The sequence below is a fragment of the Pseudomonas sp. TKO26 genome (assembly GCF_003225665.1).
Taxonomy (GTDB): domain Bacteria; phylum Pseudomonadota; class Gammaproteobacteria; order Pseudomonadales; family Pseudomonadaceae; genus Aquipseudomonas; species Aquipseudomonas saponiphila.
The window spans coordinates 100,499-114,945 of sequence record NZ_QKLN01000017.1; the positions used below are offsets into that span (position 1 = coordinate 100,499).

Annotated in this window: 12 protein-coding genes; 6 read left to right on the top strand and 6 right to left on the bottom strand. The window is 62.7% G+C overall.

Features of this window, described 5'->3' with window-relative positions; translation table 11 throughout:
* Window positions 1-127: 127 nt before the first annotated feature.
* The 4 genes from DNK59_RS21795 to DNK59_RS21810 all read left to right on the top strand — a co-directional run bounded on the left by DNK59_RS21795 (window position 128) and on the right by DNK59_RS21810 (window position 4,098).
* Window positions 128-385, top strand: coding sequence for an Os1348 family RiPP precursor (locus DNK59_RS21795; protein ID WP_016965124.1), 258 nt, complete (start codon window positions 128-130; stop codon window positions 383-385).
* Between the two features lie 93 nt (window positions 386-478).
* The gene (locus tag DNK59_RS21800) at window positions 479-949 is read left to right on the top strand and encodes a GNAT family N-acetyltransferase (protein ID WP_244168972.1); all 471 of its coding nucleotides are present in this window, start codon (window positions 479-481) and stop codon (window positions 947-949) included.
* A 20-nt stretch (window positions 950-969) separates the two neighbouring features.
* Window positions 970-2,130 (top strand): HEXXH motif-containing putative peptide modification protein, encoded by a 1,161-nt coding sequence (locus DNK59_RS21805; protein ID WP_110724560.1) that lies wholly within the window; start codon window positions 970-972, stop codon window positions 2,128-2,130.
* Between the two features lie 15 nt (window positions 2,131-2,145).
* Window positions 2,146-4,098 carry a DUF692 family multinuclear iron-containing protein gene (locus tag DNK59_RS21810; RefSeq protein WP_110724561.1) on the top strand — a complete coding sequence of 651 codons (1,953 nt, stop codon included), beginning with the start codon at window positions 2,146-2,148 and terminating at the stop codon, window positions 4,096-4,098.
* A 60-nt stretch (window positions 4,099-4,158) separates the two neighbouring features.
* Here DNK59_RS21810 and adeC read toward each other — a convergent pair whose 3' ends face one another.
* From adeC to emhA, 3 genes are read right to left on the bottom strand one after another with little or no spacing between them, the layout of a single operon-like run.
* Window positions 4,159-5,619: an AdeC/AdeK/OprM family multidrug efflux complex outer membrane factor gene (gene adeC / locus DNK59_RS21815; protein ID WP_110724562.1), complete on the bottom strand. Its 1,461-nt coding sequence runs from the start codon at window positions 5,617-5,619 to the stop codon at window positions 4,159-4,161.
* Window positions 5,616-8,759 carry an efflux RND transporter permease subunit gene (locus DNK59_RS21820; RefSeq protein WP_110724563.1) on the bottom strand — a complete coding sequence of 1,048 codons (3,144 nt, stop codon included), beginning with the start codon at window positions 8,757-8,759 and terminating at the stop codon, window positions 5,616-5,618. Before DNK59_RS21820 ends, adeC begins: the two co-directional genes overlap by 4 nt.
* A gap of 3 nt (window positions 8,760-8,762) precedes the next feature.
* On the bottom strand, window positions 8,763-9,920 hold the full coding sequence (gene emhA, locus DNK59_RS21825; protein ID WP_092320250.1) for an efflux RND transporter periplasmic adaptor subunit EmhA: 1,158 nt from the start codon (window positions 9,918-9,920) through the stop codon (window positions 8,763-8,765).
* Between the two features lie 265 nt (window positions 9,921-10,185).
* Here emhA and emhR point away from each other — a divergent pair, with 265 nt between their 5' ends.
* Complete coding sequence (emhR, locus tag DNK59_RS21830) at window positions 10,186-10,818, top strand: efflux system transcriptional repressor EmhR (RefSeq protein WP_092320251.1); 633 nt, start codon at window positions 10,186-10,188, stop codon at window positions 10,816-10,818.
* Window positions 10,819-11,119: 301 nt separating this feature from the next.
* On the opposite strand, the gene DNK59_RS21835 is transcribed toward emhR, so the two are convergent.
* The 3 genes from DNK59_RS21835 to DNK59_RS21845 are packed head-to-tail and all read right to left on the bottom strand — an operon-like array spanning window position 11,120 to window position 13,691.
* Window positions 11,120-12,169 (bottom strand): alkene reductase, encoded by a 1,050-nt coding sequence (locus tag DNK59_RS21835; protein ID WP_060837892.1) that lies wholly within the window; start codon window positions 12,167-12,169, stop codon window positions 11,120-11,122.
* Between the two features lie 33 nt (window positions 12,170-12,202).
* Window positions 12,203-13,369 carry an MFS transporter gene (locus DNK59_RS21840; RefSeq protein ID WP_110724564.1) on the bottom strand — a complete coding sequence of 389 codons (1,167 nt, stop codon included), beginning with the start codon at window positions 13,367-13,369 and terminating at the stop codon, window positions 12,203-12,205.
* 19 nt (window positions 13,370-13,388) lie between these two features.
* Complete coding sequence (locus DNK59_RS21845; RefSeq protein ID WP_016965050.1) at window positions 13,389-13,691, bottom strand: helix-turn-helix transcriptional regulator; 303 nt, start codon at window positions 13,689-13,691, stop codon at window positions 13,389-13,391.
* A gap of 153 nt (window positions 13,692-13,844) precedes the next feature.
* Here DNK59_RS21845 and DNK59_RS21850 point away from each other — a divergent pair, with 153 nt between their 5' ends.
* Window positions 13,845-14,426 carry an ACP phosphodiesterase gene (locus DNK59_RS21850; protein ID WP_110724565.1) on the top strand — a complete coding sequence of 194 codons (582 nt, stop codon included), beginning with the start codon at window positions 13,845-13,847 and terminating at the stop codon, window positions 14,424-14,426.
* Window positions 14,427-14,447: the final 21 nt, after the last annotated feature.

Here is a 14,447-nt window from a genome sequence, read left to right on the forward strand (position 1 = left end):
TTTGCCTGTGCTGGAAATGCAGACTCTCCTTGCTATATTGAAATTCCTCAGGGCGAATAGGGATAAGTTGTAAGTTTCGTCAGGAGAAAGGTTGTTATCGTGCTTTCAATATATAAGGAGAAATACCATGAGTACGAAAGTCAATCAGGAGCGCCTTGCATCAGTAGTCGGCCGTGCACTTCTGGATAAGGACTTCGCGGCGCAGTTGCATCAGGATCCTGAAGCGGCCGCCAAAGGCATCGGCGTGCACCTGAGTGCTACCGAAGTGGGCGCTGTGAAAAGTATCGACACGGCAAAACTGACCAGTGCCGGGTCGGCCATTCGCGACAAGATTGGTGTCGCGGCGATCTTTGACACTCAACAGCAACAGGCGCGAATGGACTGAGTGGGACCTGTGCAGTCCGCTGTGCCGCATTCAAGTCTGCATGAGTGCGACACAGCGGAATCGGGATTCAAGTTCACAGTGGAGTGCCGGTCCGTGTCCATCAGCCTGGTGTCGATGCAGGAAGCCGACTTCGAGCGTTTCGCCCGGCGAGCCCTCGAGGAGTATGCCGCCGGCATGGTGGCCGCCGGTGAATGGCCGCCGGAGCAGGCGTCGTTCCAGGCGGCGGAGGTGTTCCGCCAGTTGCTTCCGCAGGGTCGCCTGAGCCCGCGCAACCATCTGTGGCGGGCGCTGTATGCAGGGCGGGCGGTGGGCGAGTTGTGGATCGCCGAACGTCAGGCCGGTTCCCGACGGATTGCCTTCATCCTCGATCTCTATATCGAGCCGATCGAACGTCGCCGGGGTTACGCCAGGCAGACGCTGCTGGCCGGTGAGTCGCTGGCGCGCCAGTGGGGCTGTGATGAAATGCGTTTGCATGTCTTCGGTCGCAACCTTGAAGCGCGTCGTCTTTATGAACTGCTGGGCTATGAAGTCGCCAGCCTGACGATGAGCAAGCCCTTGCCGTGAACTTTAGGGATGGTTGAACCATGGACAGTGTTAACAGCAAACAAGCGGAACTTTCCATCGACGAGTTGTTTAAGGGCACTACTTTTCTTGCGGACAGCGAAACGCAACGCTTTCTCCAGTTACAGGAAAAAGTCGCGAAGAATCGCTATACGATGTTTGTCGCGTTATATGCGGAACTGTCGAAGTTGTTTGTTGCGGATTCTGCGTTGCGGCTGTTTTTCAAAATGGCGTTGGATATTATTCTATCGCCGGAAAGTGTCCGTGATCCATTGATCGCGCATCCGGTATTTCAGATCTGGAGCGTGCTGACATTTCGTGATGTCAACTATCTGTTGACTGGCAAGACCCAAGGCGACGGTGAAGTCAAAGCCAGGCTGCTGGAATTTCCCCAAGTGCTGCAACGGATTGAAGCTGCGCAGCAGGTACGGCCCGATGAACAATACCCGCCGGTGTATCGCTTCGATGTCGATCCGCTGATCACTCAGGTCACGTCCCCCAGTTATGACTACCCGCCAGACGACGGGACTCGGCGTCAGTTGGAGCGCACGGGTTATTCCAAAGAGTTTTTCCGGGATGTCATGCAGCTGGCCTTGCAGCGGATCAAGCACACCTGGCCGGCCTGTCATGAACAGTGGCAGGTGCTGGTCAAGGCCGTGTGCTACTTGCCCGACGGCGGGTTTCGCAGCTGCTCCGCGTCCCGCTATACCGGGGTGATCCTGCTGTCGAGCCGGGATCACTCGATACTCGATCTGGAGGAATCGCTGGTGCACGAGGCGACCCACCAGCTGCTGTACAACGTGGTCGAAGTCGCCGCGGTGGTTGAGCCCCAGGCTTCGCGGGAGGCCCAGTACACCCTGCCCTGGTCGGGGCAGCAGCGGGACTTGTACGGCTATTTCCATGCTTTTTACGTCTATATCGCCCTGGTCAAGTACCTGGAACGGGTGCGCGACCGTCCAGCGCAGGAGATGCGCCGGGCCGAGCAACGCCTGCTGTTCATCCTACGGGGCTTGAGCAAGGCGCAGGCGGATTTTGCCAGCGCCCCGGGTTTTACCGCGCAGGGGCGGGAACTGTTGGGCAATCTGCTGCAGGAGGTGCACCGCCTGGAGCGCCGCCATGCCGGTTTGCTGAATCGGGACGCGGACGCCAGCGCTGGCGCCGCGACCTTGCACATGACGGCCTGAGCCGGGGAGGCGGACATGCAAGACTTCGACTCTTCGCGTTTCCCCGACGCCGGGGTGGGCCTGGAATACCATTTGCCGCCGGGCGCCGGGAGCGGTGCGGTCGGGCTCGATCCCAGCCTTGAGCGGATTCAGGCTGAAGGGCTGCCGTACTTCGATTACCTGGAGTTTCAGCCTACCCACTGCATCCTGCAGCCACAGCTGACCGAGCTGGGCGGGCAGGTGCCGGTGCTGCTGCACTCGTCGAGCCTGTCCCTGGGCAGCGTCGGCATCGAGATGGACCGGGAGTTCCTGCACATGACCCGTCGCCTGTGCCAGCGGACCGCCTCGCCGTGGCTGGCGGAGCACATTTCCTGGTCACGCTTTCAGGGCGGTGATACCCAGCATTTCATCCTGCCAAGCCTGGCTCGGGAAGTGGCCGATACGGTGGTGGCCAACGCCATCGAACTGCAGGCCTTCACCGGCACCCCGCTGGTGCTGGAGAACGCGCCACGGCTGTTTGCCATGGACATTGGCCAGGAATTGTCCGAGGGCGGATTCATTTGCAGCGTGGTGGAGCGCAGCCACAGCGGCTTTCTTCTGGACCTGGACAGCGCCATCTGCACTGCCCGGGCCCTGGGCTACGACCTGCGCGAGTACTTGCGGTCACTGCCGCTCAAGCGCCTGATCGAGGTGCATGTCGGCGATCCGCGACGGGACTGGGACATCCTGCGGCAGTTGTTCGGCCATGGGCCGCTCAAGGCGGTCACCATCGAGTGGGACATCGCCGATCGCGCCGGCGATCCAGAGCTGGCGGCGCTGATCCGCGAGATCAAGGCGCTGCGGCCCGAGCCGCTGTTCTGGCAGGCCGGCACCCTGGCCGAAGCTCCGGCACCGGCGGCCAGCCCGCTGGATGGCCAGACCCTGCTGCAATTGCGCGCGGGCACCTGGCTGGGCATCGACCGGGACCGCTTTACCCTGTGGGATCGACGGCGGGCCCTGGACCTGGAGCTGGCGATACAGCTGCTGCCGCTGGTCCGGCATTTTCTCTGTCCGCGAACCCTGGACAGCGCGCTGCTGCTCCCCGGCGCGCTGGAAGACCCCAGCCTGGCGCTGCTTCAGGACCTGATCGCCCGGGGGCTGTTGCAGCCCGTGGACGGGCAGGCCCCGGGGCCCTCCGAGCCCGAGGCGGCCGGCGATATCTGGAGTCACTGGCAGGTCGCGCTGGATTTCTACCTGGGGACACGCACGCAAACCGCCACGCCCTACCTCAGCGTGGCGCAGATGGAGGAGCAACTGGCCGGCAAGGCGCTGCAGCAGCGCCAGCCGTCGGCGTTCAAGGACTACTTTTCCCATCCGTTCCAGGCCCTGGACAATCCCTTGCTGGCACCGCCCGCGCTGTTCGAGCAGCTGCAGCTGCTGGAGGTGCTGGCCCGTCGCCAGACCTGCCGGACTTTCGACGGGGCCCCCATTAGCGCCCAGCAGCTGTCGGCGCTGCTGTATTACACCTGGGGAGCGAGTCAGATGCGGCGCAACCCCATGGGGGATTTCTTCCTGAAGAAAACCTCGGCGTCCGGGGGCTCCCTGCATGCCATCGAGGTCTATCCGCTCCTGCTCAATGTGCAGGGCCTGGAGGCCGGCCTGTATCACTACTCGGTGCGGCGACACGGGCTTGAACTGCTGTCGCGCGAGGATCCCAGGTCCTGGGTCGGTGCGGCCTGCGGCGACCAGAGCTGGATCGAGCAGGCGTCGGTGCTGTTCCTCTCCACCGCCTGCCTGCAGCGCCTGGCCTGGAAGTACCCGGGCAGCCGGGCCTTGCGGGTGGCCTTGATGGACTGCGGTCATCTGAGCCAGAGCTTCGCCCTGGTGGCGACGGCCCTGGGGCTCAGGAGTTGCACCACGGCCGCCCTGCGCGACGAGACTTTCGAAACCCGCCTGGGCCTGGACTATATGCGTGAGCCGGTGTTCTTGCTCAACGGGGTGGGCGGCTGAGGGGCGCAGGCATAAAAAAACCCACCATGAGGTGGGTTTTTCCTGCAGCCGGATCCTGTGTCAGAACAGGTGCAGCGCCGGGGCTTTTTCAGCCAGTGGCTGGTTCTTCGCCGTCTGCTCGCTCCAGCCGCCGCCGAGGGCCTTGTACAGGTTGACCTCGCTGGTGAGCTGCGCCAGGCGATCGGTGATCAGGGCCTGCTGGGCACTGAACAGCGAACGCTGGGCGTCGAGGAAGGTCAGGTTGCTGTCGACCCCGATGCGATAGCGGCGCTCGGCCAGACGGTAGTAGTCCTGGTTGGCGTTGACGAAATCACGCTGGGCCTGCAACTGCTGGTTGTAGGTCTGGCGCGCCGCCAGGCCATCGGAGACTTCCTGGAAGGCGGTCTGGATGGATTTCTCGTACTGGGCAACGGTGATGTCTTTCTGGATCTTCGAGTAATCCAGGCTGGCGCGCAGGCTGCCGGCGTTGAAGATCGGCAGGTTGATCTGCGGCTGGAACAGCCAGGTGCCCGAGCCGCCCTTGAACAGGCCCGAGAGGTCCGGGCTCAGGGTGCCGGCGTTGGCTGTCAGGCTGATGCTCGGGAAGAACGCCGCCCGCGCCGCGCCGATATTGGCATTCGCCGCTTTCAGCTTGTATTCGGCTTCGAGGATGTCCGGACGCCGTTGCAGCAGCTCCGACGGCAGGCCGGCCGGCAGCTCGCTCAACAGATTGGCCGACAGCGGTTGGGCCGCGGGCAGGTTGCTCGGGATCGCCGTGCCCAGCAGCAGGGTCAGGCTGTTTTCATCCTGGGCCACCTGGCGGGTGTAGCGCGCCAGTTGCACCCGGGCGTTTTCCACCGAGGTCCGCGCCTGACTCAGGTCCAGGGCCGAGGCCACGCCCACTTCATTGCTGCGCGAGGTCAGGCGGTAGCTTTCCTCGTAGGCAGCCAGGGTTTCCTGGGTCAGCTTGAGCAGCTCCTTGTCGGCCTGCCAGGTCATGTAGGCATTGGCCACGCTGGCCACCAGGCTGATCTGCGTGCTGCGCCGGGCCTCTTCGCTGGAGAAGTAGGTTTGCAGGGCTTGTTCGCTCAGGCTGCGAACCCGGCCGAACAGGTCCAGCTCGTAGGCGCTGACGCCCACGGTGGCCGAGTACTGGCTGGAGATGCCGGCTTCACCGGTCTGCGACATGCGTGCCGGCGTGCGCTGGCGGCTGCCGCTGGCATTGGCTGAAACCGCGGGGAACAGGTCGGCGCGCTGGATCTGGTACTGCGCGGCATAGGCGTCGATGTTCAGCGCCGCGACCTTGAGGTCGCGGTTGTTTTCCAGAGCGGTCTGGATCAGCTGCTGCAGCGCCGGGTCGTGGAAGAACTGCCGCCAGCCCTGTTCGGCGGCCGCCACGTTGGCGGCCTCCTTGGGCGAGTAGGCGGGGCCTTGGGGAAATTGCGCCGCCACCGGCGCTTCCGGACGCTGATAATCCGGTATCAGCGAGCAACCACTTAGCGCGATGGCGGTGATTGCCAGGGAGAGGAGCGACTTGCTCATTGGCCAGCCTCTTTAGGAGTTGCAGTAGTTTCTGACAGGTCCGCTTGTCGGCGGCCCATGGACGATACGGTGACGAAGAACAATGGCACCCAGAAGATCGCCAGGATCGTCGCGGTGAGCATACCGCCGATGACCCCGGTGCCGATGGCATGCTGGCTGCCCGAACCTGCGCCGGTGGAAACGGCCAGCGGCACCACCCCGAGGACGAAGGCCAGGGAGGTCATGATGATCGGCCGCAGACGCATGCGGCAGGCTTCCACCGCAGCATCCACCAGGGAGCGGCCCTGCTCGTGCAGTTCCTTGGCGAACTCGACGATCAGAATGGCGTTTTTCGCCGCCAGGCCGATGGTCACCAACAGCCCCACCTGGAAGTACACGTCGTTGGACAGACCGCGCAGGCTGGTGGCCATCAGCGCACCGATGATCCCCAACGGCACCACCAGCATGACCGCGATCGGAATCGACCAGCTTTCATACAGCGCCGCCAGACACAGGAACACCATCAGCAGGGACAAGGCGTACAGCGCAGGTGCCTGGGAGCCCGACAGGCGCTCCTCGTAGGACAGGCCGGTCCAGGAGATGCCCACGCCCGGCGGCAGCTTGGCGGCAATGGCTTCGACTTCGGCCATGGCTTCACCGGTACTGTAGCCAGGGGCCGGGGCACCCAGGACTTCCATGGCTTCCACGCCGTTGTAACGGGCCAGTTTCGGCGAACCGTAGATCCACTCGCCCTTGGCGAAGGAGGAGAACGGCACCATGGTCCCGGCACTGTTGCGCACGTACCACTTCTTCAGGTCTTCGGGGCTCATGCGTGCACCGGCCTGACCCTGGATGTAGACCTTCTTCACCCGACCGCGGTCGATGAAGTCGTTGACGTAGCTACTGCCCAGGGCAATCGACAAGGTGTTGTTGATGTCGGTGAGGGTCACGCCCAGGGCACTGGCGCGCTCGTCATCGATGCTCAACTGGTATTGCGGTTCATCGTTCAGGCCGTTCGGACGCACCTGGGACAGCACCTTGCTCTGGGCCGCCATGCCGAGGAACTGGTTGCGGGCCGCCATCAGCTTCTCGTGGCCGATACCGGCGCGGTCCTGGAGGAACACGTCGAAACCGGTGGCGTTACCCAACTCCAGTACCGCCGGAGGGGCGAAGGCGAACACCATCGCGTCACGGAAGCTGAAGAAGTGCTGCTGGGCGCGGGCCGCCAGGTTGAACACGCTGTTTTCCGCAGAACGCTCGCCCCACGGTTTGAGCATGATGAAGGCCATGCCCGAGCTCTGGCCGCGACCGGCGAAGTTGAAGCCGTTGACGGTGAACACCGAAGCCACGGTGTCCTTTTCCTTGTCCAGCAGGTAGGCGCGCATTTCATCGACCACCACCTGGGTCCGCTCGGCACTGGAGCCGGCAGGGGTCTGTACCTGGGCGAACAGTACGCCCTGGTCTTCTTCCGGCAGGAACGCGGTCGGAATGCGGGTGAACAGCCAGATCATGCCCAGGACGATCAAGACATAGGCCAGCAGGTACGGGGCCTTGTGGCGCAGCATGTTGCCCACGCCGCGCTCGTAGCTTTTCACGCTGCGATCGAAGGTGCGGTTGAACCAGCCGAAGAAGCCGCGTTTCTCCGCGTGATGCCCCGGGATGACAGGCTTGAGCATGGTGGCGCACAGCGCCGGGGTGAAGATCAGGGCCACCAGGACCGACAGGGCCATGGCCGAAACCACGGTGATCGAGAACTGCTTGTAGATCACCCCGGTGGAGCCGCTGAAGAACGCCATGGGCAGCAGTACCGCGGACAGCACCAGGGCAATACCCACCAGGGCGCCCTGGATCTGGCCCATGGATTTCTTCGTGGCCTCTTTGGGCGACAGGCCTTCCTCGTGCATCACCCGTTCGACGTTTTCCACCACGACGATGGCGTCGTCCACCAGCAAGCCGATGGCCAGCACCATGCCGAACATGGTCAGGGTGTTGATGCTGAAACCGGCCGCCGCGAGGATGCCGAAGGTTCCCAGCAGTACCACCGGCACCGTCATGGTGGTGATCACCGTGGCGCGGAAGTTCTGCAGGAACAGGAACATCACCAGGAACACCAGGACGATCGCTTCCACCAGGGTCTCGACCACGCCCTTGATGGATTCGGTGACCACGGGCGTGGTGTCGTAGGGGAATACCACCTTCATGCCTTGCGGGAAGAAGGGTTCCAGGTCGCTGATGGTCTTGCGCAGCGCCTTGGCGGTGTCCAGGGCGTTGGCGCCGTTGGCCAGTTTCACCGCCAGGCCGGAGGCCGGCTTGCCGTTGAACTGGGCGCTGATGGCGTAGTTCTCGCCACCCAGGGCCACGTCCGCGACATCGCCCAGGCGCACTTGCGAGCCGTCCTTGTTGACCTTCAGCAGGATCGCCTTGAACTGCTCGGCAGTCTGCAGGCGGGTCTTGCCGATGATCGTGGCATTGAGTTGCTGGCCGGGCAGGGCGGGCAGGCCGCCGAGCTGGCCGGACGATACCTGGACGTTCTGCGCGGCCACCGCGGTCTTCACGTCCACCGGGGTCAGGTTGAAGTTGTTCAGCTTGGCCGGGTCGAGCCAGATGCGCATGGCGTACTGGGCACCGAACACCTGGAAGTCACCGACGCCCGCGGTCCGCGAGATCGGGTCCTGCATGTTCGACACGATGTAGTTCGACAGGTCGTCCTTGGACATGCTGCCGTCCTCGGACACCACGCCGATCACCAGCAGGAAGTTCTTCACCGCCTTGGTCACGCGGATACCCTGTTGCTGCACTTCTTGCGGCAGCAGCGGGGTGGCCAGGTTGAGCTTGTTCTGCACCTGGACCTGCGCGGTGTCGGAGTTGGTGCCCTGCTCGAAGGTCGCGGTGATGGTCATGCTGCCGTCGGAGTTACTTTCCGAGGACACGTAGCGCAGGTTGTCGATACCGTTGAGCTGCTGCTCGATCACCTGGACCACGGTGTCCTGCACGGTCTGTGCGGAAGCGCCCGGGTAGGTCACGGAGATGGCGATCGCTGGCGGGGCGATGCTCGGGTACTGGTTGATCGGCAATTTGAGGATCGATAGAGCCCCGACCAACATGATCACCAGGGCAATAACCCAGGCGAAGATCGGACGGTCGATAAAAAATTTCGACATGGTTTACTCCCCTTTGCCGCCTGCAGCTTTGTCGGTTGCCTGTGCAGGGGCCGGGTTTTTCGCGGCTACGTTGGTGGCTTCGCTGGCCTTGACTTCAATGCCCGGCTTGACGAATTGCAGGCCTTCGGTGATCAGCCGGTCGCCGGCTTTCAGGCCGTCTTCCACCAGCCACTGGCTGCCGACGGTGCGGCTGGCCTTGAGCTGGCGCAGCTCGACCTTGTTGTCCGGGCCAACCACCAGGGCGGTCGGGGTGCCTTTCAAGTCGCGGGTCACGCCTTGTTGTGGGGCCAGGATCGCCGCACTGTTGACCCCGGCTTGCAGCTGGGCGTGGACGAACATGCCCGGCAGCAGGGTGTGCTGAGGGTTGGGGAACACGGCGCGCAGGGTCACCGAGCCGGTGGTTTCGTCCACCGAGACTTCGGAGAACTCCAGTTTGCCGTCGAGCTTGTACTGGCTGCCGTCTTCCAGGGTCAGTTTGACCTTGGCGGCGTTGTCGCCGACTTTCTGCAGGCGCCCGCTTTCCAGCTCGCGGCGCAGTTCCAGGAGTTCCACCGAGGACTGGGTGACGTCGACGTAGATCGGGTCCAGTTGCTGGATCACCGCCATGGCATTGGCTTGGCCGTTGCTGACCAGGGCGCCTTCGGTCACCGAGGAACGGCCGATGCGACCGGTCAGCGGCGCCAGCACTTTGGTGAAGCGCAGGTTGATCTGAGCGCTTTGCAGGGCGGCTTCCGACTGCAGGCGGTTGGCCACGGCGGTGTCGTATTCCTGGCGGCTCACGGCCTGCTCGTTGACCAGTTGCTTGTAGCGATCGGAAATCGACTTGGTCGATTGCAGATTGGCCTCGGCACTCTTCAGCGTTGCCTCATAGACCGATGGATCGATCTGATAAAGCTGCTGACCTTCCTTGACGTCCCCGCCTTCTTTGAACAGGCGCTTAAGAATGATCCCATTTACCTGCGGACGAACTTCGGCGATACGGAACGCTGTGGTCCGCCCCGGTAGTTCGGAAGTCAGGGTAAAGGCTTGTGGTTGCAGGGTGACGACGCCGACCTGAGGAGCTTGAGGGGCTGGCGCCGCCTCTTCCTTTTTACATCCGCTGAGCAGCGATGCCAGGGCGACGGCAGTGACCAGAGCGGTAACAGCTGGCTTGAGTTGCATGAAGATCCTCGGGTCAGGCACGCAAGATGCGCACAAGAAAAGTGGAAAGTAAGAAAGAGTTGGCTGAGTGGATTAGTAGCTTGCTAAGGAATATACTTACGTTCGCGGCTGTTTGTAAATACCCTGGCGGCGTACCCATCCGGTTACACAAGCCCCTGTAGGTGTTGAATTGTAGGCTGGGCAAACGGCCCCCGAGAGGCCGTTCCATATTTATTCAGAAGGTCTTCACGCATCGCTGAAAGATCCTGATCGAGGTTTTACTGCCATGGTCCGTCGTACCAAAGAGGAAGCTCAAGAAACTCGCAGCCAGATACTCGAGGCCGCTGAAAAGGCCTTTTACGAGCGCGGCGTGGCGCGTACTACCCTGGCCGATATCGCCGCGTTGGCGGGGGTGACGCGGGGTGCCATCTATTGGCATTTCAACAATAAGGCCGATCTGGTCCAGGCCATGCTCGACAGCCTGCGTGAACCTTTGGATGAGATGGCTGCCGCCAGTGAGAATGTAGATGAATTGGATCCGTTGGGTTGGATGCGCAAGTTGCTGATTCATTTGTTCCATCAAGTGGCCCTGGACCCGAAAACCCGACGCATTAATGAAATTCTGTTTCATAAGTGCGAATTCACCGATGAAATGTGCGACCTGCGGCGCCAGCGTCGCACCGCCAGCCTGGAGTGCAACGTGCGTATTGAGCTGGCGCTGACCAATGCAGTGAATCGCGGGCAATTGCCCGAAGATCTTGATACGCAACGGGCGGCTATCAGCATGCGTGCCTTTATCGATGGCATCCTTTACCAATGGCTGCTGGCCCCTGAGAGCTTCGCCCTGCACACCGAGGCAGAGCGCTGGATCGACATCGGGCTGGATATGTTGCGCTTGAGCCCGAACTTGCGTCATTAAGACAACATGCGTAATTGAATCCAATTGTGTCAAGACTTACCGCGACGGATACCCACTCCCGCGCTCGCCATCGCGATGGGGTGCTTTTATATACGGGCTGGCCGCATCTTGATAGATAGCGAGCTACGTATTTTGTAGGGATTTTGTTGCGGGTGTGTGAATGAGTGTGAACCCTTCACCGTCCAAAGGCGCAGAACAGCCGATCAAGGGGATGGCCCTGATCGGCCCGGGCAACTGCGGCATGTTCGGCAAAAAGCCCCGGCTCGCGAGAGCCGGGGCTTTTTGGTTTACCGGGGACGGCTTACAGCGTCGGGTAGTCGATGTAGCCCACCGGACCTTTGCCATAGAAGGTTTCCGGATGCGCCTCGTTCAACGGCGCGTCGGCCTTCAAGCGCGCGGGCAGATCCGGGTTGGCGATAAAGGGCACGCCGAAGGCCACGGCGTCAGCCTTGCCGGCGGCCAGCCAGGCGTTGGCGCTGTCCTTGGTGAAGCGTTCGTTGGCGATGTACGGGCCGCCGAAGGCTTCTTTCAGTTGCGGGCCCAGGCTGTCGGCGCCTTCTTTCTCGCGCGAGCAGATAAAGGCGATGCCGCGCTTGCCCAGTTCGCGGGCGACGTAGGTGAAGGTTTCCGCCAGGTTGGCGTCGCCCATGTCATGGGAGTCGGCGCGAGGTGCCAGGTGCACACCCACCCGCCCGGCGCCCCAGATCTCGATGGCCGCGTCGGTGACTTCCAGCAGCAGGCGGGCACGGTTCTCCAGGGAGCCGCCGTACTGGTCGGTGCGCTGGTTGGTGCTGCTTTGCAGGAACTGATCCAGCAGGTAACCGTTGGCGCCGTGGATTTCCACGCCATCGAAACCGGCGGCCTTGGCGTTTTCCGCGCCGACCCGGTAAGCCTCGACGATGTCGGCGATCTCAGCGGTTTCCAGGGCCCGCGGGGTCGGGTAGTCGGCCAGAGGACGCACCAGGCTGACATGGCCCTTGGGCTGGATGGCGCTCGGGGCCACCGGGGTTTCGCCGTCCAGGTAGGACGGGTGGGAAATCCGCCCCACGTGCCACAGCTGCAGGAAGATCTTGCCGCCGGCGCCATGCACCGCCTTGGTCACGTTGGCCCAGCCACGCACCTGGTCGTTGGACCAGATGCCGGGGGTATCCGGGTAGCCGACGCCCATCGGGGTGACCGAGGTGGCTTCGCTGAGGATCAGGCCAGCGGAAGCCCGCTGCACGTAGTACTCGGCCATCAGCGCGTTGGGCACGCGGCCGGCGTCGGCGCGGCAGCGGGTCAGCGGGGCCATGATGATGCGGTTGGACAGTTCGAGGTCGCCGATCTTGATCGGATCAAACAGAGTGGTCATGGAATGCAGCCTTCTATAGAGAAAAGAGTCGGATCAGTGGGTTGCAGCAGCCAGTTCGGCGTTGCCGCCCTGGCGAAAGGTAATCAGCGTCACCAGCAGGGCCAGGATCGCCAGCACCGCAGCCGCCAGCGGTACGCTGGTGAGGCCGAAACCGTGGGCGATGACGCTGCCGCCGACCCAGGCGCCCAGGGCGTTGCCGATGTTGAAGGCGCCGATGTTCAGGGTCGAAACCAGGTTTGGCGCGGCCTTGCCGAAGGTCACCACATTGACCTGCAGCGCCGGCACCGCGGCAAACGAAGCGGTGGCCCAGAGGAACAGGGTGATCTCGGTGGGAATCAACGCCACGCTGGTCCAGGTCAGCACGGTGGAAACCACCGCCATGGCCGCGAACACGCCGATCAGGGTGGCGCCCAGGCGCTTGTCCGCCAGCTTGCCGCCGATGATGTTGCCCAGGGTCAGGCCCAGGCCGATCAGCAGCAGGGTCCAGGTCACGCCCTGGGGCGAGACGCCGGTGACATCGCCGAGCAGCGGCGCAACGTAGGTGAAGAGGGTGAACATCGACGCGGCGAACAGCGCGGTCATGCTCAGGGACAGCCAGATTCCGGCGCCCTTGAGGGCGGCCAGTTCCGCACCCATGTCGAGTTTTTCCTCATCGCGCTTGGCCGGCAAAAAGCGCAACAGGCCGATCAGCGCGATCACGCCGATCACCGTCACCGCCCAGAAGGTCGAGCGCCAGCCGGCTGCCTGGCCCAAGGCTGTGCCCAGCGGAACGCCAAGGACGTTGGCCAGGGTCAGGCCGGTGAACATCAGGGCCACGGCCGAGGCGCGCTTGTTGGCGGGCACCAGGCCGGCGGCCACCACTGAACCGATACCGAAGAAGGCACCGTGGCACAGCGCGGTGATCACCCGGGCGAACATCAGCACGTTGTAATCACTGGCCAGTGCGCACAGCAGGTTGCCGACAATGAAGATTCCCATCAGCGCCACCAGCGCCGCCTTGCGTGGCAAGCGGGCAGTGGCCAGGGCCATGAACGGCGCACCGATGGCCACACCCAGGGCGTAGCCGGTGACCAGCCAGCCAGCGCCGGGAATCGACACGCCGAGGTCCGCTGCGACATCGGGCAGAAGCCCCATGATGACGAACTCGGTAGTGCCGATGGCGAAGGCGCTCAAGGCCAGGATGATGAGTGAAAGGGGCATTGTCGGGTCCTTGTCAGGTCTAGAGCTGTTGGCTCATTTGCGTGAGGAACTGCTGGATGACTTCCTCATTGCGTTTGAAAAAATGCCATTGGCCGACTTTCCGGCTGCTGATCAGGCCTGCGCGCTGCAGGGTGGCGAGGTGGGCGGAAACGGTCGACTGCGACAGGCCGCAGCGTTGATCGATCTGTCCGGCGCACACGCCGTGCTCATTGCTGTGAGCCTGATCGGGAAATTCGACTGTCGGGTCTTTCAGCCAGTGCAGGATTTCCCTGCGAACCGGATGTGCCAGGGCTTTTATTATTTCGTCGAGGTCGAGGGACATGGCGGTGCTCGTTTTCCGTAAAACGTTGTATCGCGATGAGGCGAAATTTAAATCGTTATTTCGCGATATGCCAATATGATTTTGATCTTAAATCATTGCTTATCGGTATATCGGGTTATAACGATATGTTGGGCGCGGTGCTAAGCTGCGCGAATGAATTATCTCGCACATCTACACCTTGGCGGCCAGCGTCCGGGTCAATTACTGGGCAGCCTGTATGGCGATTTCGTCAAAGGCCGCCTGCAAGGGCAGTTTGCCCCTGAAGTCGAGGCGGCGATCCAGCTGCATCGGCGCATCGACACCTACACCGACAGCCACCCGCTGGTGAGCGCGGCGCTGTCGCGTTTTTCCCTGACCCGGCGGCGCTATGCCGGCATCGTCATCGACGTGTTCTTCGACCATTGCCTGGCTCGGGACTGGGCCGAGTATGCCGATCGTCCCTTGCAGCAGTTCACCGCCGACGTGTATCGGGTGCTGGCGGCCGAGCCACAGTTGCCCGGGCGCCTGGCGCAGATAGCGCCCTACATGGCGGCGGATGACTGGTTGGGTTCCTATCGGGATTTCCAGGTGCTGGAGCAGGTGTTGCGCGGGATTGCCCGGCGCTTGTCGCAACCGGAGGAGCTGACTGCGGCGATGGGGGAACTGGAGCGCCTGTATCGGCCGTTGAGCGAAGATTTCCGCGATTTTTACCCGCAATTGCAGTCGTTCGCCGTGCAGCACATCCAGTTACCCTGACGAACGTCCCCTCGGTAGGAG

Bases quoted from the DNA above. Each gene is read 5' to 3' on its own strand.
- emhA (WP_092320250.1), bottom strand. From the start codon at position 9,920: ATGCAACTCAAGCCAGCTGTTACCGCTCTGGTCACTGCCGTCGCCCTG.
- DNK59_RS21810 (WP_110724561.1), top strand. From the start codon at position 2,146: ATGCAAGACTTCGACTCTTCGCGTTTCCCCGACGCCGGGGTGGGCCTG.
- DNK59_RS21795 (WP_016965124.1), top strand. From the start codon at position 128: ATGAGTACGAAAGTCAATCAGGAGCGCCTTGCATCAGTAGTCGGCCGT.
- DNK59_RS21835 (WP_060837892.1), bottom strand. From the start codon at position 12,169: ATGACCACTCTGTTTGATCCGATCAAGATCGGCGACCTCGAACTGTCC.
- DNK59_RS21820 (WP_110724563.1), bottom strand. From the start codon at position 8,759: ATGTCGAAATTTTTTATCGACCGTCCGATCTTCGCCTGGGTTATTGCC.
- emhR (WP_092320251.1), top strand. From the start codon at position 10,186: ATGGTCCGTCGTACCAAAGAGGAAGCTCAAGAAACTCGCAGCCAGATA.
- DNK59_RS21805 (WP_110724560.1), top strand. From the start codon at position 970: ATGGACAGTGTTAACAGCAAACAAGCGGAACTTTCCATCGACGAGTTG.
- DNK59_RS21840 (WP_110724564.1), bottom strand. From the start codon at position 13,369: ATGCCCCTTTCACTCATCATCCTGGCCTTGAGCGCCTTCGCCATCGGC.
- adeC (WP_110724562.1), bottom strand. From the start codon at position 5,619: ATGAGCAAGTCGCTCCTCTCCCTGGCAATCACCGCCATCGCGCTAAGT.
- DNK59_RS21845 (WP_016965050.1), bottom strand. From the start codon at position 13,691: ATGTCCCTCGACCTCGACGAAATAATAAAAGCCCTGGCACATCCGGTT.
- DNK59_RS21850 (WP_110724565.1), top strand. From the start codon at position 13,845: ATGAATTATCTCGCACATCTACACCTTGGCGGCCAGCGTCCGGGTCAA.